Annotated in this window: 16 protein-coding genes and 1 riboswitch; of the genes, 11 read left to right on the forward strand and 5 right to left on the reverse strand. The window is 72.0% G+C overall.

The window, feature by feature from the left end:
• Positions 1–3 precede the first annotated feature (3 nt).
• Positions 4–165 carry an SRPBCC domain-containing protein gene (locus AB0J74_RS26030; protein ID WP_363452294.1) on the forward strand — a complete coding sequence of 54 codons (162 nt, stop codon included), beginning with the start codon at positions 4–6 and terminating at the stop codon, positions 163–165.
• Here AB0J74_RS26030 and AB0J74_RS26035 read toward each other — a convergent pair.
• The 3 genes from AB0J74_RS26035 to mgrA all read right to left on the reverse strand — a co-directional run bounded on the left by AB0J74_RS26035 (position 131) and on the right by mgrA (position 2959).
• Positions 131–1195 (reverse strand): hypothetical protein, encoded by a 1065-nt coding sequence (locus AB0J74_RS26035; protein WP_363452296.1) that lies wholly within the window; start codon positions 1193–1195, stop codon positions 131–133. The two genes, AB0J74_RS26030 and AB0J74_RS26035, sit on opposite strands and share 35 nt — an antisense overlap.
• Positions 1196–1227: 32 nt before the next feature.
• A complete protein-coding gene (locus AB0J74_RS26040; RefSeq protein WP_363452706.1) occupies positions 1228–1866 on the reverse strand; it encodes an ElyC/SanA/YdcF family protein in 639 nt (212 codons plus the stop codon).
• 94 nt (positions 1867–1960) lie between these two features.
• Positions 1961–2959 (reverse strand): L-glyceraldehyde 3-phosphate reductase, encoded by a 999-nt coding sequence (gene mgrA, locus AB0J74_RS26045; protein ID WP_363452298.1) that lies wholly within the window; start codon positions 2957–2959, stop codon positions 1961–1963.
• A gap of 63 nt (positions 2960–3022) precedes the next feature.
• Positions 3023–3122: riboswitch (glycine riboswitch) on the forward strand.
• An 85-nt stretch (positions 3123–3207) separates the two neighbouring features.
• Here mgrA and gcvP point away from each other — a divergent pair.
• Positions 3208–6066, forward strand: a complete 2859-nt coding sequence (gcvP, locus tag AB0J74_RS26050; protein ID WP_363452300.1) for an aminomethyl-transferring glycine dehydrogenase — start codon at positions 3208–3210, stop codon at positions 6064–6066.
• A 191-nt stretch (positions 6067–6257) separates the two neighbouring features.
• Here gcvP and AB0J74_RS26055 read toward each other — a convergent pair whose 3' ends face one another.
• Positions 6258–6458 carry a DUF5999 family protein gene (locus AB0J74_RS26055; RefSeq protein ID WP_363452708.1) on the reverse strand — a complete coding sequence of 67 codons (201 nt, stop codon included), beginning with the start codon at positions 6456–6458 and terminating at the stop codon, positions 6258–6260.
• Between the two features lie 123 nt (positions 6459–6581).
• On the opposite strand from AB0J74_RS26055, the gene AB0J74_RS26060 reads away from it, so the two are divergent.
• The 3 genes from AB0J74_RS26060 (at position 6582) to AB0J74_RS26070 (ending at position 9109) form a co-directional block, all read left to right on the forward strand.
• On the forward strand, positions 6582–7805 hold the full coding sequence (locus AB0J74_RS26060; RefSeq protein ID WP_363452302.1) for a chorismate-binding protein: 1224 nt from the start codon (positions 6582–6584) through the stop codon (positions 7803–7805).
• A gap of 598 nt (positions 7806–8403) precedes the next feature.
• Positions 8404–8841, forward strand: a complete 438-nt coding sequence (locus tag AB0J74_RS26065) for an SRPBCC domain-containing protein (RefSeq protein ID WP_363452304.1) — start codon at positions 8404–8406, stop codon at positions 8839–8841.
• A gap of 76 nt (positions 8842–8917) precedes the next feature.
• Positions 8918–9109, forward strand: a complete 192-nt coding sequence (locus tag AB0J74_RS26070; protein ID WP_363452306.1) for a CsbD family protein — start codon at positions 8918–8920, stop codon at positions 9107–9109.
• A gap of 58 nt (positions 9110–9167) precedes the next feature.
• Here AB0J74_RS26070 and AB0J74_RS26075 read toward each other — a convergent pair whose 3' ends face one another.
• The gene (locus AB0J74_RS26075) at positions 9168–10556 is read right to left on the reverse strand and encodes a lysine 2,3-aminomutase (RefSeq protein ID WP_363452308.1); all 1389 of its coding nucleotides are present in this window, start codon (positions 10554–10556) and stop codon (positions 9168–9170) included.
• Between the two features lie 126 nt (positions 10557–10682).
• Between AB0J74_RS26075 and AB0J74_RS26080 the strand changes: the two genes are divergently transcribed.
• From AB0J74_RS26080 to AB0J74_RS26105, 6 genes are read left to right on the forward strand one after another with little or no spacing between them, the layout of a single operon-like run.
• Positions 10683–11735, forward strand: a complete 1053-nt coding sequence (locus AB0J74_RS26080) for an L-erythro-3,5-diaminohexanoate dehydrogenase (protein WP_363452310.1) — start codon at positions 10683–10685, stop codon at positions 11733–11735.
• A gap of 4 nt (positions 11736–11739) precedes the next feature.
• A complete protein-coding gene (locus tag AB0J74_RS26085) occupies positions 11740–13296 on the forward strand; it encodes an amidohydrolase family protein (RefSeq protein ID WP_363452312.1) in 1557 nt (518 codons plus the stop codon).
• An 8-nt stretch (positions 13297–13304) separates the two neighbouring features.
• Positions 13305–14867 carry a lysine 5,6-aminomutase subunit alpha gene (locus AB0J74_RS26090; RefSeq protein ID WP_363452314.1) on the forward strand — a complete coding sequence of 521 codons (1563 nt, stop codon included), beginning with the start codon at positions 13305–13307 and terminating at the stop codon, positions 14865–14867.
• Positions 14864–15610, forward strand: a complete 747-nt coding sequence (locus tag AB0J74_RS26095; protein WP_363452316.1) for an OAM dimerization domain-containing protein — start codon at positions 14864–14866, stop codon at positions 15608–15610. Before AB0J74_RS26090 ends, AB0J74_RS26095 begins: the two co-directional genes overlap by 4 nt.
• Positions 15607–15987: a hotdog fold domain-containing protein gene (locus tag AB0J74_RS26100; protein WP_363452318.1), complete on the forward strand. Its 381-nt coding sequence runs from the start codon at positions 15607–15609 to the stop codon at positions 15985–15987. Before AB0J74_RS26095 ends, AB0J74_RS26100 begins: the two co-directional genes overlap by 4 nt.
• Entirely contained in the window at positions 15984–17552 is a 1569-nt protein-coding gene (locus AB0J74_RS26105; protein ID WP_363452320.1) for a glutamate mutase L, read from the forward strand. Before AB0J74_RS26100 ends, AB0J74_RS26105 begins: the two co-directional genes overlap by 4 nt.
• The last annotated feature ends 323 nt before the right edge of the window (positions 17553–17875 follow it).

Below are 17875 nucleotides of genomic sequence, written 5' to 3' on the forward strand. Positions count from 1 at the left end.
CGGGTGATCCGCGCGTCGCGGGCGACCGTGTGGGCGGCCTGGACCGACCCGGCCCGCCTGGAGAGGTGGTGGATCCCGGCGCCGAGCGTGTGCCGGGTCGACCGCTTGGCGGTGCGCCCCGATCCGCGGCCTACGGGCGCTTCACCGCCCCGGAGGTCTTGCTGACGACCAGGCCGCTGGTGTCGACGACCTCGAAGTCGCTGCCGGTCAACGACTTGAGCGCCCGCAGCGCGTCGTTGTCCCAGTGGTCGTCGGGCGCGCCGGAGATGAACCAGGCCGAACCGTGGTCGGCGACGATCACGCCGTAGCGCTTCATCGCGTCGGCGACGATCCTGGCCTGCTTGGGCATCGACGAGGTGTTGACCGACGCCTTGAGCCGCAGTCGCTGGCCCAGTTGCGGCAGCCCGGCGTCGGTCGCCGACGACGCCGAGTGGGTCGCCGGCCAGGTGTAGCCGCTGCGGGTCTTCGGCACGGTGATCCGGATCGCGTGGTCGATCCGCCCGGCGGCCACCTCCTCGTAGCGGACGAGGCCGGCGAAGATCGACAGGCCGGAGGCGTCGGCCGAGGTCCAGCCGGCCGGGCGCAGCTTGTCGGAGCGCAGGTCGAACACCGCACCGGAGCCGGCCCGCCAGCCGCCGCCCTGCGGGAACGCGGAGAACAGCTCGTAGACCTTGCAGGCCGACCTGTCGAACGCGATCACGTGCCGGTCGCCGTCGGCCTGCGGGCCGCCCTCGATCTTCGCGTTGGCCGGGATCGGGTAGGGGCCCTTGTCGCTCTCCGACGCGTACTCGAACGAGACCGTGACCTTCTTCTGCCCGGCCGGCACGGTGGTGACCGGGATGCCGATCGGCGCGCCCTCGTAGGTGCCGGACCCGAAGTCGGGATGCACCGCCGCGCCGGCCCCGATGCTGGCCACCATCGCGGCCGAACGCGGGTGCACCGGCAGCTTCGAGACGTCGGCCCGCCAGACGTTGTCGGCCGGTAGTTGCCCGCTGCAGCCGGCGGGGGCGCGGCTGGGCGTGGCCGTCGGGGTCGGCCGCGCCGGCCCGCGCCCGAGGGCGTCGGCGCCGGTGACCGCGGTCGACGGGCTCGCGCCGGGCGTGCTGAACGCGGCCGGGGAAGCGGACCGACCGCCGCATCCGGCGAGAAAGGCAACAAAACCGACGATGGCCACGGTACGGAGGGGAGCGCGCACCCGGGCATCCTGCCACGCCGCGGGGGCGCGGATCACCCCGCGAGCGCGTCGTCGATCCCGGTCTCCCGTGGCCCGAGGAACACCGGGTCGCGCCCGGTGGCCACGTCCCACGCCGCCTTGACCGCCGCCAGCCGCTCTCGGAACGCGCCCCGATCCCAGGCCGTCCTGAACTGCTTGACGGACGTGTCGCCGACCCCGACCGCGTCGATGCCGGCGTCGCGGCACAGCGCCACGGCCCGGTCGATGTGGAAGCTCTGCGTGACCACGATCAGCTTGCCGACGCCGAAGACCTTCTTCGCGCGCACGCACGAGTCGTAGGTGTCGAACCCGGCATGGTCCTGCACCACCTTGCGCGCGGGCACGCCGCGGTCGACCAGCCACTTGCTCATCGCGCCCGGCTCGTCGTAGGCCCAGGCGCCGTGGTCGCCGGAGACCAGCACGGCCCGCACGGTGCCGGCGTCGTAGAGCTGGCGGGCCAGGTCGAGCCGGGCGGCCAGGAACGGCGACGGCGTCCCGTCGGGATAGACCTGGGCGCCGAGCACCAGCACGACCGGCGCGGCCGGCACGCTCGCGAGTGGATAGACGTGGCCGCGGGCGGTCGCGTGCAACCACAGCCCGCTGCCCAGGATCGCGGCCGGCACGGCCACCACGACGGCGGCCGCCGTGATCAGCAGCGGCCGGAGCCAGCGACGCCGGCGGCGCGGGGGCGGCGGTGCGTTCGACGGCTCCACCGCCCCATTGTCGATCACGGGCGCCACCCCGCGGTCACATCGGGTTCGCCAGCGCCCCGTCGATGGCGTTGAGGTCCTCGGCCGACAACGCCAGGTTGTCGAGCGCGCCGACGTTGTCCTCGAGTTGCCTGACGCTGCTGGCGCCGATGATCAGGCTGGTCATCCGCTCGTCGCGCAGCGCCCACGCCAGCGCGAGCTGGGCGAGCGTCTGGCCGCGGCCCCGGGCGATCTCGTTGAGCTCGCGGACGACCGCCATCGTGCCCTCGTCGAGCGCGCTCTCCTTGAGGAAGCCGCCGGTCGCGATCCGCGAGTCGGCCGGTACGCCGCCCAGGTAACGGTCGGTCAGCAGGCCCTGCTGCAGCGGGCTGAACGCGATGCAGCCGGCACCGACCTCGGCCAGGGTGTCGAGCAGGTTGTCGCGCTCGATCCAGCGGTTGAGCATCGAGTACGAGGGTTGGTGCAGCAGCAACGGCGTACCGAGGTCAGCAAGGATCCTGGCCGCGGCAGCGGTCTGCTCGGAGGTGTAGTTGGAGATCGCGACGTATTGCGCGCGCCCGGACCGGACCGCGTGGTCCAGCGCCGCCATCGTCTCCTCCAGCGGCGTGTCCGGGTCGGGCCGGTGGTGGTAGAAGACGTCCACGTAGTCCAGGCCCATCCGCTTGAGCGACTGGTCCAGCGACGAGAGCAGGTATTTGCGCGAGCCCCACTCGCCATAGGGCCCGGGCCACATCAGGTAGCCGGCCTTGGTCGAGATGATCATCTCGTCGCGGTAGGTGCGGAAGTCGCGGGCCATGATCCGGCCGAAGTTCTCCTCGGCCGACCCGGGCGGCGGGCCGTAGTTGTTGGCCAGGTCGAAGTGGGTCACCCCGAGGTCGAACGCGCGGCGCAGGATGTCGGCCTGGGTGTCCAAGGGACGCCCGTGGCCGAAGTTGTGCCAGAGGCCCAGCGAGACGGCGGGGAGCCGGACCCCGCTGCGGCCGGCCCGGCGGTAGGTCATCGAGTCGTAACGGTCATCGGCGGCGAGGTAGGTCACGGCCGACAGCGTAGGCGAGAAGCCCTTGCGAACATCAACACTGGTACCGTTGGTGGTGCCGACACCATCCGCGTGGGAGAGATCGCCGGTTGTTCCGACCGGGCGGCGCCGAAGGGGCAAATCCTCCCCGGAACCTCTCAGGCAAAAGGACCACGCGGACATGGCGACTCTGGAGGACCCGTTCCGGGCCCGACAGAGGGGGAGGTTGCTCCTCGACCTCGATCCCTCGCCCTCCAGGAGTTCCGCCGATGACCGCTTCCTTCGCAGATCGCCACATCGGGCCTGACCGCGACAGCGAGCGCCGGATGCTCGACACGGTCGGCTACGGCACGGTCGACGAGTTGATGGACGCCGCGATCCCCGAGGTGATCCGCTGGCACGGCACGCTCAACCTGCCGCCGGCGGCCTCCGAGGCCGAGGTGATCGCCGAGTTGCGCGGGCTGGCCGACCGCAACACGGTCAACGTCTCGATGATCGGCAACGGCTACTACGGCACACACACCCCGGCCGTGATCCGCCGCAACGTGCTGGAGAGCCCGGCCTGGTACACGGCCTACACGCCCTACCAGCCGGAGATCAGCCAGGGCCGGCTCGAGGCGCTGCTCAACTTCCAGACGATGGTCTCCGACCTGACCGGGCTGACCACGGCCAACGCGTCGATGCTGGACGAGGCCACCGCGGCCGCCGAGGCGATGACCCTGGCGCGGCGCGCCGCCAAGACCAAATCGCCGGTGTACGTCGTCGACGCCGACACGCTGCCGCAGACGCTCGCCGTGATCGAGGGGCGGGCCGAGCCGCTCGGCATCACCGTTCAGGTCACCGACCTGTCGGCCGGGCCGTCGGCGTTGCCGGCGGAGTTCTTCGGCCTGCACCTGCAGTACCCGGGCGCGTCCGGCGCCGTCCGCGACCAGGCTTCGCTGGTGGCCGCGGCGCACGAGGCCGGTGCGCTGGTCACCGTGGCGGCCGACCTGCTGGCGCTGACGCTGCTGCGGGCGCCGGGGGAGATCGGGGCCGACATCGCGGCCGGCACGACGCAGCGGTTCGGCGTACCCATGGGATTCGGTGGTCCGCACGCCGGCTACCTCGCGGTCCGCGCGGGTCTGGAGCGGATGCTGCCCGGCCGGCTGGTCGGGGTCTCCCGCGACGCCGACGGGGCGCCCGCCTACCGGCTCGCGCTGCAGACGCGCGAGCAGCACATCCGGCGGGAGAAGGCGACCAGCAACATCTGCACCGCGCAGGTGCTGCTCGCCGTCATCGCCAGCATGTACGCCGTCTATCACGGTCCCGACGGGCTGCGCTCGATCGCGCGGCACGCGCACGAACACGCCGCGCGGCTGGCGGCGGGTCTGCGGGCGGGCGGGGTCTCCGTTCCCGACGAGGCGTTCTTCGACACGGTGACCGCCGTCGTGCCCGGGCGCGCGGCGGCCGTGGTCGCCGCGGCCGCGGCGCGGGGCGTCAACCTGCGGCAGGTCGACGCCGACCGGGTCGGCATCGCGTGCGACGAGACCACGACCCGCGCTCACCTGGCCATCGTGTGGGAGGCGTTCGGGGTGCCGGCGTTCTCCGGCACCGTCTCCGCCGACCTGCCGTCCGCCCTCGCGCGTACCTCCGACTTCCTGACCCACCCGGTGTTCCACGCGCACCGCTCGGAGACGGCGATGCTGCGCTACCTGCGGCGGCTCTCCGACCTCGACTACGCGCTCGACCGGGGCATGATCCCGCTGGGCTCCTGCACGATGAAGCTCAACGCGACCACCGAGATGGAGCCGATCAGCTGGCCCGAGTTCGCCAACATCCACCCGCACGCGCCGGCCGCCCAGACCTCCGGTTACCGGGAGCTGATCACGTCGCTGGAGTCGTGGCTGGCCGAGGTGACCGGCTACGACGCCGTGTCGGTGCAGCCCAACGCCGGGTCGCAGGGTGAGCTGGCCGGTCTGCTGGCGATCCGCGGCTACCACCGGTCGCGCGGCGACCTCGAGCGCGACGTCTGCCTGATCCCGTCGTCGGCGCACGGCACCAACGCCGCGTCCGCCGTGATGGCCGGCATGCGGGTCGTCGTGGTCGCCTGCGACGACGAGGGCAACGTCGACCTGGTCGACCTCGACGCGAAGATCTCCGCGCACGCTTCGCGCCTTGCGGCGATCATGGTGACCTACCCGTCGACGCACGGGGTGTACGAGACCGGCATCGCCTCGCTGTGCGCCAAGGTGCACGACGCCGGCGGCCAGGTCTACGTCGACGGCGCCAACCTCAACGCGCTGGTCGGCTTCGCCAAGCCCGGGCGCTTCGGCGCCGACGTGTCACACCTCAACCTGCACAAGACGTTCTGCATCCCGCACGGTGGCGGCGGCCCGGGCGTCGGCCCGATCGGCGTACGCGGTCATCTCGCGCCCTTCCTGCCCGGCGACCCGCTGGGCGCGACCGCGTCGCGGACCTCGCACTCGGCGCGATCCGGCGGCACCGCCGGCGGCGTCGCGGTGTCGGGCGCCCGGCACGGTTCGGCCGGCATCCTGCCGATCCCGTGGGCCTACCTGCGGATGATGGGCGCCGAGGGGCTGACCCGGGCGACCGGCGCGGCGGTGCTGGCGGCCAACTACGTGGCGGTGCGGCTGCGCGAGCACTACCCGGTGCTCTACAGCGGCAACAAGGGCCTGGTCGCCCACGAGTGCATCCTCGACCTGCGCCCGCTGACCAAGGCGACCGGCGTTTCGGTAGACGACGTGGCCAAGCGGTTGATCGACTACGGCTTCCACGCCCCGACGATGTCGTTCCCGGTGGCCGGGACCCTCATGGTCGAGCCGACGGAGAGCGAAGACCTGGCCGAGCTCGACCGGTTCTGCGACGCGATGATCGCGATCCGCGAGGAGATCGCCAAGGTCGGTTCGGGTGAGTGGCCCCGCGAGGACAACCCGCTGGGCAACGCGCCGCACACGGCGGCGATGGTGACCGGTGACGAGTGGGAGCACGCCTACCCGCGCTCGGTGGCGGCGTATCCGTTCGGGGTGTCGCGCGTCGGCAAGTACTGGTCGCCCGTGCGCCGGATCGACGGTGCCTTCGGCGACCGGAACCTGGTGTGCGCCTGCCCGCCGCCGGAGGCGTTCGAGTAGGCCGCGGTCTCGCCTTCGGGGGTGCTCGCTCGCGAGGGGGAACTCGTTGGGTTCCCCCTCGGGCGGGGGGCCTAGGCTCTGGCTTCTAGGGCGCTGCCGCTGGTGGCTCCGGGGTGGTGCTTGTGGTGCTTGTGGTGCTCGTGGCTCTTGTGGCCCTGGTGGCTTTTGTGGCTCTTGTGGCTTTTGTGCGGCTAGGCCGCGAGGGCGTGGCGGGCGGGGCCACGGTGGGGCGCGATGGTGCGGCCGTCGGGGAGCAGCTCACCGGTGTCCTCGAAGAGGATCACGCCGTTGCAGAGCAGGCTCCAGCCCTGCTCCGGAAAGCACGCGACGGTGGTGGCGGCGTCGCGATCGGTGGCTTCGGCGGAGGGGCAATTCGGTTGGTGCTGGCACATCTGGGTCTCCGGACGATGGGGGTGCTGTGTCATGGTTCACATGACCAGTAGCGGACGCTACTCCCTTGGGCGGGGAGCGTACGAGCAACTAACGGCGCTGGCACGGAAGAATCCACCCTTCGTATGAGTAACTTCGGACCGATCGGCGTGGAAACGCTCCCACATCCTGCTACCGGTTTTGCTGGCGTAGGCGCCACATGCACTCTCCGTATAAGAGAGCGCTCCCGTATGGAGTGGCGCTCCACGGAGGGTGGCGATCCGGCCCAGCATCTCGAAGATTTCCTCACCGCTGACGGACTGAACGTGCGGTCGTTCTCAACCCCAAGCCTGTCACGCTCCGTAGCCAAAAGCGAGTCCGTCTCACTCTGCGGCGCCGCCATTCTGATCTCCGCAGCGGGGGCGGCGGCCATGGTCGAGCGCGGCCCTGTGGCGAAGCCCACGCCGGCACCCGCTGTGCCGGATCTGGTCGCAGTGGTATATGAGCATTTTGGGACAGGTGAGCCCGCGCCAGGCTCGTCGCCGGCCGCCCGCGAATGGCGGCTGGGGGAGTGGGAGCCAAGTTGGACCCCGGCGGAGCACGCGGCCGCGGTGGCAGCGGCCCGCGAGGCGATCGGCCGCGGCGACGTCTACCAGGTCAACGTCGTCGGCCACGCCTCGGCGCCGTACGTCGGGGACCCGCTGCCCGCGCTGGCCAGGCTGGGTGGGCTGCCCGGGGCGCACTACGGCGGCGTGCTGACCGGCGCCGGCTGGGCGATCGGCTGCGCCTCACCGGAAACCCTGATCAAGGTCGCCGGCGGCCGGGTCACCACCAAGCCGATCAAGGGCACCCGCAAGGCGACGGCCGAGGGCCGGCGGGAACTGCTCGCGTCGGCGAAGGAGCGGGCCGAACACATCATGATCGTCGATCTCGCCCGCAACGACCTGGGCCGGGTCGCTCGCACCGGCTCCGTACGGGTGGACGAACTGTTCGCGATCCGCACGTGGAGCGACCTGTGGCAGGCCGAATCGGTGGTCTCGGCCGAGTTGGCAGACGGAATCGGCTTGGCCGACCTGCTGCGCGCGACCTGCCCCGGCGGCTCGGTGACCGGCGCACCGAAACTGGCAGCGCTGGAGCAGATCGCCGCCCTGGAACCGGTCGGCCGCGGCCCCAGCATGGGCGCACTGGGCTGGATCGACGCCGGCGGCGACCTGGACCTGGGCCTGACCATCCGCACGGCCGCGGCCGACGCGGACCGCCTACACCTCTGGGCCGGCGGCGGCATCACCTGGGGCAGCGACCCCGCCGCCGAGGTAGCCGAGGCGGCCGCCAAGGCGGCCCCCCTCCGCCGCCTATTAACATCATCCTAGGACGCCATAGGCGGTGTGGCGCCGGCCTTTTCACTGCCAACGTCGCCGGCGCTTCTTGACCGGGCGCGGTCATGCGGCGGAGGCCCTGTTTGGGTCTAGGCCGCGGTTCTCCGGCCGGGCCCAGCCCAAGTAGTCCGGGTCCGGGGAAGGGCGGTGTGCCCGCGTAAGCAGGCGGCCCACTGCAGTGCCGCGTCTGCGGCCGAGGCCGCTGCGGCTGAGCCTGGCGGTGCCGCGTGCGGCTCGCCGCGAGGGGCCGCACCTGCGGGCCGTGCCGCCCCTGCGGCTCACGCCGCTCGGGCCGCGCCGCCTGCTGCGGCTCACGCCATTGCAGGCGGCGCCCCCGAGGCCACTGCGGCAGCTTGCCCTGCCGGTGCCCAGGCCGTGCCTGGCGTGGCCCGGCCCACTGGAGGCACGGACGCGTGTGGGCCGCGACCGTGCTGACCATCGAATACTTCGCGGAAGGCCCGTCACCCAACGTTTGCCGTACCGAGGCGGTATCGGCCCTCCGCACCTTCCATCCTAGGATGCCTTACAGGGTGTGCGCCGGCTGACAGACTGAAGGCGACGGCTACGACGGGGGAGTGGCGTGCACGTTTCGATGCCGACTGCGACGGACCCTTGGTTGCGGGTCACGGTCGAGGTGCCTGGTGCGACACCCAGCGAGGTTGTGGGGGCGTTCCTCGACCCGGCCGCGGTGCGGCGTTGGTGGGGTGGCGCCGAGTTGACCGTGGAGCCTGAGATCGGTGGGCGCTACGTCGCCTACTTCGACAGGCTCGGCCAGACCATGCGTGGCGTCGTCACCGACCTCGACCAGGCCACCGGGCGGTTCGGGTTTTCCTGGGCCTGGGACCACGCCCCGGAGCTGCCGGCGCGGCGGGTCGATGTCAATGTCGACGCCGGTGCGGTGTTGCGGCTGGCGCAGGGTGACTACGACCAGAGCAGCCGGATCGACCGCGACGAGGCGCGTAGTCACCGTGAGGGCTGGGAGTTCTTTCTGCCGCGCCTGGCCGAGGTGGTCATCGCGCAACAAAGCTGAGGTTTCGCCCGTGCCCGGTTCGGGAATCTATTGGTTGTCCGATGGAAACAGATCGGCGAACCAAACTGGAGTGACGATGAGCTTCACCGACAAGGTGCGAAACAAGGTCGAGGAACTCAAGGGCGGCGCCAAGGAGCGGGCCGGCGACGCGACCGACGACGAGCAGCTTCAGGCCGAGGGTCAGGCCGACCAGACGAGCGCGCAGGCGAAGCAGGCGGGCGAGCACGTCAAGGACGCCGGCCGCGACATCAAGGACGCGCTGAGCTGATCCTGGAGACACAAGACCCGGAAACAGGAGAAGGGCCCCCGAACCGGGGGCCCTTCTTTCATGCCTGCGTGGCCCACCAGTCCTGGCCGGACTTGGGGAGCGTGTCGATCGGGTCGTAGTACGGGAAGCGCTTGGTCAGCGCCTCGCCGTCGGCGGTCTCGATCGAGGTGCGGTAGTTCTTCGTCCAGTAGGAGATGCCGCGCTCCCGGTCGTACTCCGTCAGCATGTGCACCCAGCGCTTGCCCACGAACGGCACGTCGCACACGATCCGTGGGGTCGCGTACCCCGGGAGATAGCCCATCAGGTCGTGCTGCAGTTGGTGTGCCTGCCAGACCGGGACCCGCCAGTGTTCGGCGTTGGGGATCATGTCGCACATGTAGAAGTAGTAGGGCAGGATGCCGGCCTCGCCCTGCAGTGCGAAACAGAGGTCGAGCAGGTCGGCCGTGGTCGCGTTGACGCCGCGCATCAGCACGCCCTGGTTGCGCACGTCCCGGACGCCGACCTCTAGAGCGGTCTGTGCCGCCCGCGCCACCAACGGTGTCAGCGACTGCGCGTGGTTGACGTGGGTGTGGATGGCCAGGTTGACGCCGCGCCGGGCGGCGGTGCGGGCGACCCGCTCCAGGCCCTCGACCACGTCGGGCTGCAGCCAGTGCTGGGGCAGGCCCATCAGCGCCTTGGTGGCCAGCCGGATGTCGCGCACGGTCTCGATCGACAGCAGGCTCATCAGGTAGGACTCGAGGTTGCGCCATGGCACGTTGGCCACGTCGCCGCCGGAGACGACCACGTCGCGCACGCCGGGGTGGGCCTTCAGATAGTCGATATGCGCGGCATAGCGGTCGACCGGCTTCAACGTCAGCTTGAGCTTCTCGACCGCCGGTGTGGAGTTGCCGACGAGGTCCATCCGGGTGCAGTGGCCGCAGTACTGCGGGCAGGTCGACAGCAGTTCGGCGAGCACCTTGGTCGGGTAGCGGTGGGTGAGGCCCTCGGCGACCCACATGTCGTGCTCGTGCAGCGAGTCGCGCGACGCGTAGGGGTGTGACGGCCAGTCGGTGCGCCGGTCGGAGGCGACCGGGATCATGTAGCGGCGGACCGGGTCGAGGTAGAACGCCTCGGTGCTCATCGTGCCGCCGGACATCATGGTGTTGAGCATCTGCGGCGTGACCAGCATCGACATGGTCGCGAGGGCCTTCTGGTCCTCGATGAGGTCCTTGTAGAAGGTCTCACCGACGAGATCACCGAGTACGGCCTGCAGCTGCTTGACGTTCTTGACGCAGTTGACCCGTTGCCACTGCGCGGACTCCCACTGGTCCCGGGTGACGTGTCGCCAGCCGGGGAAACGGGTCCAGTCGGGTTCGACGAGCGGCCGCCGCCGGTATTCGTAGGGCTGGCCGGTGCCCGTCCCGGTGGGAGCCGCGTCGGGGGTACGCGATCCGAGGTCAACCGTCACGTGCTCCTCCTCTTTCCGGCGGTGGGGGTGTACCGCAGCGAGCGAAGGCTACTGGAAAATCTTTCGTCCACAAACTATTCTGCCGTAAGTTTTCCTGCCACGCCGATTTGATCAAGGAGTCCTCCCGTGACCTCACCGGTCGGTCTGCACCGCGTCGTCGAGCCGGCCGGCGTCCTGCCGCAGGCAGCGTGGCGTGTGGACAATCGTCCCGAAATCGGGGCGAACGAGGTGCGGATTCGGGTGGAAAGACTCAATCTCGACGCCGCCAGCTACCGACAGTTGCGGGAGAAACACGGCGGTGACGGCGACGCGGTGCGCGCCGAGGTGCTCGGCATCGTTGAAGAGCGTGGCAAGATGCACAACCCGGTGACCGGCTCCGGCGGGATGCTGATCGGCGTGGTCGAGGAGGTCGGCCCCGGCTCCCCGCTGCGACTCGCGGTCGGTGACCACGTCGCCACGCTCGTGTCGCTGACGCTGACCCCGCTGCGGATCACCGACGGCCTCAAGGGCTGGGACGGTGGCAGCGAGCAGGTGCCGGCCGAGGGGCACGCGATCCTGTTCGCCCGGTCGATCGTGGCGAAGCTCCCCGAAGACCTTCCCGCCGGGCTCGCTCTCGCGGTGCTCGACGTTTGCGGCGCGCCGGCGCTGACCAGCAGGGTGGTCACCGACCGCAAGGCGGCCCCCGGGCATGCGGCCGGCGACACGGTGGCGGTGCTCGGCGGTGCGGGCAAGAGCGGTTCGCTCGCGCTCGCGGCCGCCCGGCGCGCCGGCGCGCGGCGCACGGTCGGGATCGTGCCGACCGACGACGAGGCCGACCGGCTGCGGACGGCCGGCCTCGCCGACGAGGTCGCGGTCGCCGACGCCCGCGACCCGGTCGCCCTGGCCGAGGCGGTCACCCGGGCGCTGGGCAAGCCGGCCGACATCACCGTGGTCTGTGTCGACGTGCCGGGTTGCGAGCACGGTGCGATCCTGGCCACCGACGAGGGCGGCACGGTGATCTTCTTCTCGATGGCGACCAGTTTCGCCGCCGCGGCGCTGGGCGCCGAGGGTCTCGCGGCCGACGTGACGATGCTGGTCGGCAACGGGTACGTGCCCGGTCACGCCGAGTTCGCGCTCGACCTGCTGCGCGCCGAGCCGGCCGTTCGGAGCCTCTTCGAGCAACGCCTGCGGGCAGACTGAACCCATGGAATCGACGCTCTACACGGGCGGCGCGCTCTACGCGCCGGCCGAGCCCCAGGCGACCGCGCTGCTCGTGCGTGCGGGCCGGATCGCCTGGCTGGGTCCCGACGCCGACGCGCCGGCCGCCGATGTCACCGTCGACCTCGGCGGTGCGCTGGTCACGCCGGCGTTCGTCGACGCACACGTGCATGCCACCGACACCGGGCTTGTGCTGACCGGCCTGGACCTGAGCGCGGCGGCGTCGGCGGGCGAGCTGCTCGACGCGGTGGCGCTCTACGCGACGACGCAGCCGGCCGACGCGATCATCATGGGCCACGGTTGGGACGAGTCGAAGTGGCCGGAGCAGGTCCCGCCGACCGCCGCGGAGCTCGACCGGGTCGCCGGCGGCCGCCGCGTCTACCTGACACAGGCGTCGGTGCACAGCGCCCTGGCCTCCAGCGCCCTGCTGGCGGCGGCGCCGCGGGCGGCGGGTGAGCCCGGTTTCAGCGACACCGGCTGGGTGCGGGAGGAAGCCCATCACGCGGTACGCGAGATCGCGCTCGGCTCGCTGTCGGCCGCACAGCGCAAAGCGGCGCAGCGGACCGCGCTGACCCGCGCCGGGCAGCTCGGCATCGGCGCGGTGCACGAGTGCGGCGGCCCCGGCACGTCCGACGAAGACGACTTCACCGGCCTGCTCGCCCTGGCCGGCCCGGAGCACGGCCTGCCCGAGGTGTTCGGCTGGTGGGGCGAGCTGATGGCGGCCGCGAAGGCCAAGGAGCTCGGCGCGGTCGGCGCGGGCGGTGACCTCTACGCCGACGGGGCGCTCGGCTCGCGCACGGCGTACCTGCGTGAACCGTTCCTGGGTGGTGGTGGTTGTGGCTTCTCCTACGTCACGGCCGAGCAGGCCCGCGACCACATCGTCGACTGCGCCCGGCACGGCACCCAGGGCGGCTTCCACGCGATCGGCGACGCGGCCCTGGCCGAGGTGCTGGAGGGCTTCTCCGGCGCGGCGAAGGTGCTCGGCGTCGACGTGGTCCGGCAGGCCCGGCACCGGATCGAGCACGCCGAGCTGGTCGACAAGCCGATGATCGCGGCGTTCGTCGAGATGGGCATCACGGCGAGCATGCAGCCGGCCTTCGACCGGCTCTGGGGCGGACCGAGGCAGATGTACGCGCAGCGGCTGGGCGTGGCCCGCTCGATGGACGCCAACCCGATGGGCGCCCTGCACGGTGTCGGTGTGACGCTGGCGTTCGGTTCGGACGCGCCGGTGACGCCGATGGACCCGTGGGGCTCGGTGCGGGCCGCGATGTCGCACTTCAACCCGGCGCACCGGATGGCCCTGCGGTCGGCGTTCGCCGCGCACACCAAGGGCGGCTGGCGCTCGATCCACCGCGACGGCGAGGGTGTGCTGGCCAAGGACGCACCGGCGACGTTCGCGGTCTGGCAGACGCCGGCCGGGCATGCCGGCGGCCTGCCGCACCTGGTGTCCCAGGTGCCCGACGAGCGGGGTCCCGACGACCCGACGCCGTTGCCGCGGTGCCTGCGCACCGTCGTGCGCGGAGTGACGATCTTCGAGGAGTGAGTGAGCGGATGGCGAAGCTGGATCTCGACCCGGCGCTCGTGTCCCGGGCCCGGGAGCTGGCCCGCCGGGCCGGGCAGCCGGTCGTCGACCTGGCCCGCAGCCACACGACGGTGTCGGTGGAGCGGGCGGTGCTGCGGCTGGCCGGGGTGACCGGTGCCGACCCGGACGGGATCCCGTGGGTCAACCGGCTGGTCGACGCGGTCGTCGACGAGGTCGGCCTGGCGCACGGTGTCGCGCTGCCTGTCTTCGACGCGCTCGCGCGGGAGGGCCTGACCCCGGCCGACCTGACGTTGCTGGCGCAGAAGGCGGCGGCGGGCAGTGTGCGGTTCGGCGTACCCGATGGCAGGGAAGCGACCGCGGCCCGCAAGGCGGCGCGGCGGGCGACGGCCGCGGGCCTGCGCACGATCGACCGGCGCCGGGCCGAGCGTGATCGGCTGATCAAGAAGTTCGGCGACCCGAAGCAGCGGCCGTGGATCTACCTGATCGTGGCGACCGGCGACATCTACGAGGACATCCCGCAGGCGCAGGCGGCGGCCCGGGCCGGTGCCGACGTGATCGCGGTGATCCGGTCGACGGGGCAGTCGCTGCTCGACTACGTGCCGGAGGGGCCGACCCGGGAGGGTTTCGCGGGTACGTACGCCACGCAGGAGAACTTCCGGTTGATGCGGGCGGCGTTGGACGAGTCGTCGCGGGAGCTTCGCCGGTATGTCCGGTTGACCAACTACGCGTCCGGGCTGTGCATGCCGGAGATGGCGACGCTGGCGGGCCTGGAACGGCTCGACATGATGCTCAACGACTCGATGTACGGGATCCTTTTCCGCGACATCAACCCGATCCGCACGTTCGTCGACCAGCGGTTCTCCCGGCAGGTGCACGCCCGGGCCGGGATCATCATCAATACCGGTGAGGACAACTACCTGACCACCGCCGACGCGGTCGACGAGGCCCACACGGTGACGGTCTCGCAGCTGCTCAACGAGTTCTTCGCGCACGAGGCGGGGCTGGCCGACTGGCAGCTCGGGCTCGGTCACGCGTTCGAGATCAACCCGGACGTGCCGGAGTCGTTCCGGCTGGAGTTGGCGCACGCGCTGCTGGCCCGTGAGCTGTTCCCGGACGCGCCGCTGAAGTGGATGCCGCCGACCAAGCACATGACCGGCGACGTGTTCCGCGGCAACCTGCTCGACGGCTTCTTCAACCTGGCCGGCACGATGACCGGGCAGGGCATCCTGCTGGTCGGGATGATGACCGAGGCGGTCGTGACGCCGTGGCTGTCAGACCGCGACATCGCCCTGCAGAACGTGCGCTACGTGCTCAACGCCGCCGGTGGGCTGCACGAGGACTTCGTGCCGGCGCCGGGCGGGTTCATCCAGCAGCGGGCCAACCAGGTGCTGGCCTCGGCGGTGGATCTGCTGTCGAAGATCGAAGGGGATTCGCTGCTGACCGCCATCGCGGAGGGCACCTTCGGGATCATGAAACGGCCGCCCGACCGGGGCAAGGGGTTGTCCGGCGTGGCGCGCCACGCGGACGGCTACTTCAACCCGGCCACCGAGCTGTTGGAGGCGGGGCAGTGAGCGAGATCGTACGGCCGTACGGGGACACCACCGGGGATGGGATGGTGCAGCTGTCGTTCACGCTGCCGCTCCCGCACGACAAGCGGGCCGAGGGCGCGGCGCTGCAGCTGGCCGCGAAGATGGGCATGGACCCGGCGATGCTCGTGCACGCGAAGCAGATGGGTGACGGGTTCACCTTCTTCGTCGTCTACGGCCGGGTGGGTCACCTCGTCGACGTGTCCAAGGTCGAGGTGGTCGAGCGGTCCTATCCCCTCCTGTCGGCCAAGGAGGTCAACGCCGTGGTGAAGCGGCGGCTGCGCCGGAAACTGTCGGTGGTCGGTGCTTGTATCGGCGATGACGCCCACACGGTCGGGATCGACGCGATCCTCAACGTGAAGGGGATCGCGGGCGAGAAGGGGCTGGAATATTACCGGGAGCTGAAGGTGACCAACCTCGGCGCGCAGGTGACCGTGCCGGAGCTGATCGCGGCCGCCCAGCGGGAGCGGGCCGACGCGGTGCTGGTCTCGCAGGTGGTCACCCAGCGCGACGCGCACCTGCACAACACCCGGGAGATGTCGGCGGCCTTCCGGGAGGCGCTGCCGGCCGGCAGGCGGCCGCTGCTGGTGGTCGGTGGGCCGCGGTTCGACGAGACGATGGCGGGGGAGCTGGGCGTGGACCGGATCTTCGGACGGGGTACGACACCGGGTGAGGTGGCCTCCTACCTGGTGCACGCGCTGTTGGCCGACAAGGAGGTCGCGGCGTGAAGGATCTCGTGGTCACCCACCGGCGGTATGTGCCCTACTCGCACGCCCACTACGGCGGCAACCTGGTCGACGGCGCCTATGTGCTCGGCCTGTTCGGTGACGTGGCCACCGAGGTGTGCATCCGGATGGACGGCGACGAGGGGCTGTTCGCGTCCTACCAGGACATCCAGTTCCGGGCGGCGGTGCGGGCCGGTGACATCCTCGACGTGGAGGCCCGGGTGGTCGACGTCGGCAACCGCAGCCGGGTGATCGAGTTCGAGTGCCGGGTGGTCTGCCGGGCGCGGCCGCAGCACGGCTCGTCGGCGGCCGAGGTGCTCGAACCGCCGGTGGTGGCGACGACGGCGATCGGCACGGTGGTCGTCCCGCCGAAGCCGTGAGCCTGGCGCTGTGCGCCGACGTCGGGTCGACCTACACCAAGGTGGTGGTCGTCGACCTCGACGGCGGTGCGGTCGTCGCGGCGGCCGACCACCCGACCACCGCGGGCTCCGACGTGCTGCACGGCCTCGACGCGGCAGCGGCCGCGACCGGCGTCACCGTTCCCCCGTCCTCCTGGTACGTGTGTTCGTCGGCCGGCGGCGGCCTGCGGCTGGCCGTGGTCGGCTACGAGTCGCTGGTCACCGCGCAGGCCGGGCACCGGGTCGGGCTGTCCGCCGGCGCCCGGGTGGTGCACGTGTCGGCCGGGCCGCTGGGTTCGCTGGCGCCGCTGCGGGCCGCACTGCCCGACGTGGTCCTGCTGGTCGGCGGCACCGACGGCGGTGACGCGGCCGTGCTCGAGCACAACGCCCGCCGGCTGGCGCGGGCCCGCTGGCGGGTGCCGGTCGTGCTGGCCGGCAACGCCTCGGTCCGCGAGTCGCTGGCTTCCGTGCTGAGTTCGGCCGGGGTGCCGGTCACGGCGACCGACAACGTGCTGCCGCGGATCGGGGTGCTCGAGCCGGCGCCGGCCCGGGCCGCGATCCGCGACGTGTTCCTGTCCCACGTGATCGGTGGCAAGGGACTGTCCCGGGGCCGGCGGTTCCCGTCGCTGGTCCGGGCGGCGACCCCGGACGCGGTGCTGACCGGTGTCGAGGCGCTGGCCGACCACACCGGCGGCGACCTGCTGGTGGTCGACGTCGGCGGGGCCACCACCGACGTCTACTCGGTGCTCACCCCCGACGGCCGCACCGACGACGTCGCCGGCACGATGTGGCGGTCGCGAACCGTCGAGGGTGACCTGGGCATGCGCTGGAGCGCGCCCGACGTGATCCGCGCCGCGGTCGCCGAGCGGCTCCTGGACGCGACGTCCGCGGAGTCGGCGGGGGCGGCCGCGGCGCTGACGCCGCGGGGCGCGGCGGGCCGGCTCGCCACCGCGACGGGTCCGCGGCCAGCGGCGGGCGAACCGGGCCTGCCCGGCGGCCCGAGTCACCGCACCGCGGCGGGTAAGCCGGGCGCCGCCACCGCGGCGGGTAAGCCGGGCGCCGCCACCGCGGCGGGTAAGCCGGGCGCCGCCACCGCGACGGGTCCGCGGCCTGCGGCGGCGACGCGGAGGCCGGCCTCAGAGCTCGGCCTGGCGGCGTTGGAGGCGGCGGCCGAGGCGCGGGCCGCGACGCCCGGGTTCGTGCCGTCTGATGAGGCTGAGCGGGCCGTCGACCGGCGGATCGCGGCGCTGGCCGCCACCGTGGCCGTGCGGCGGCACGCCCGGGGCCCGGCCGGTCGGGCCGGGCGTGATCTTCGCGACGCGCGGATGCTGGTCGGGTCAGGTGGGGTGTTGCGGCACGCCACGCCCGGCGAAGCCGCCGAGGTGCTCGAAGCGGTGCTGACCGACTACGCGGGCGGGTGGGCGGTGCCGCGGGCCGCGACGGCGGTGGTCGACGTGTCCTATGTGCTCGCGGCGGCCGGGCTGCTCGCCGCCGACCATCCGAACGCGGCCCGGGCGTTGCTTGATCGGCACCTGCGGGGGGCATGATCGGGCATCCGTCGGCGCCGATCAAATGGCCATTCCCAACACGCCGACGCGACACGCCGGGCGGCCTGAATCCGGTGTCACACAACGGTTGACAGGGCCGGGGGTGCGCCGCGTACCGTCGTTGAGTCCTACACGGGAAGTGGCCTGTCGTTCGCTCATTCCTCACACCCGCTGGCCGAGCGGGGCCGGTGGTCCGCGACCATCCGGCTGCCGCGGCGGCCAGGTCCAGCGGGTCGAGGGACGGCCGGCGCGGGGCGGCGCACCGAGCCGCCACGAACGATCAGGTCGCCGATACCGGTGTACGGGCAAGGGGGAACGTGCGG

It is taken from the genome of Asanoa sp. NPDC049573, assembly GCF_040676615.1.
Classification (GTDB): domain Bacteria; phylum Actinomycetota; class Actinomycetes; order Mycobacteriales; family Micromonosporaceae; genus Asanoa.

Coding starts and splice junctions, on each gene's coding strand:
- AB0J74_RS26085 (WP_363452312.1), top strand. CDS start 11,740: ATGGAATCGACGCTCTACACGGGCGGCGCGCTCTACGCGCCGGCCGAG.
- gcvP (WP_363452300.1), top strand. CDS start 3,208: ATGACCGCTTCCTTCGCAGATCGCCACATCGGGCCTGACCGCGACAGC.
- AB0J74_RS26090 (WP_363452314.1), top strand. CDS start 13,305: ATGGCGAAGCTGGATCTCGACCCGGCGCTCGTGTCCCGGGCCCGGGAG.
- AB0J74_RS26055 (WP_363452708.1), bottom strand. CDS start 6,458: ATGTGCCAGCACCAACCGAATTGCCCCTCCGCCGAAGCCACCGATCGC.
- AB0J74_RS26065 (WP_363452304.1), top strand. CDS start 8,404: ATGCCGACTGCGACGGACCCTTGGTTGCGGGTCACGGTCGAGGTGCCT.
- AB0J74_RS26070 (WP_363452306.1), top strand. CDS start 8,918: ATGAGCTTCACCGACAAGGTGCGAAACAAGGTCGAGGAACTCAAGGGC.
- AB0J74_RS26060 (WP_363452302.1), top strand. CDS start 6,582: ATGAGTAACTTCGGACCGATCGGCGTGGAAACGCTCCCACATCCTGCT.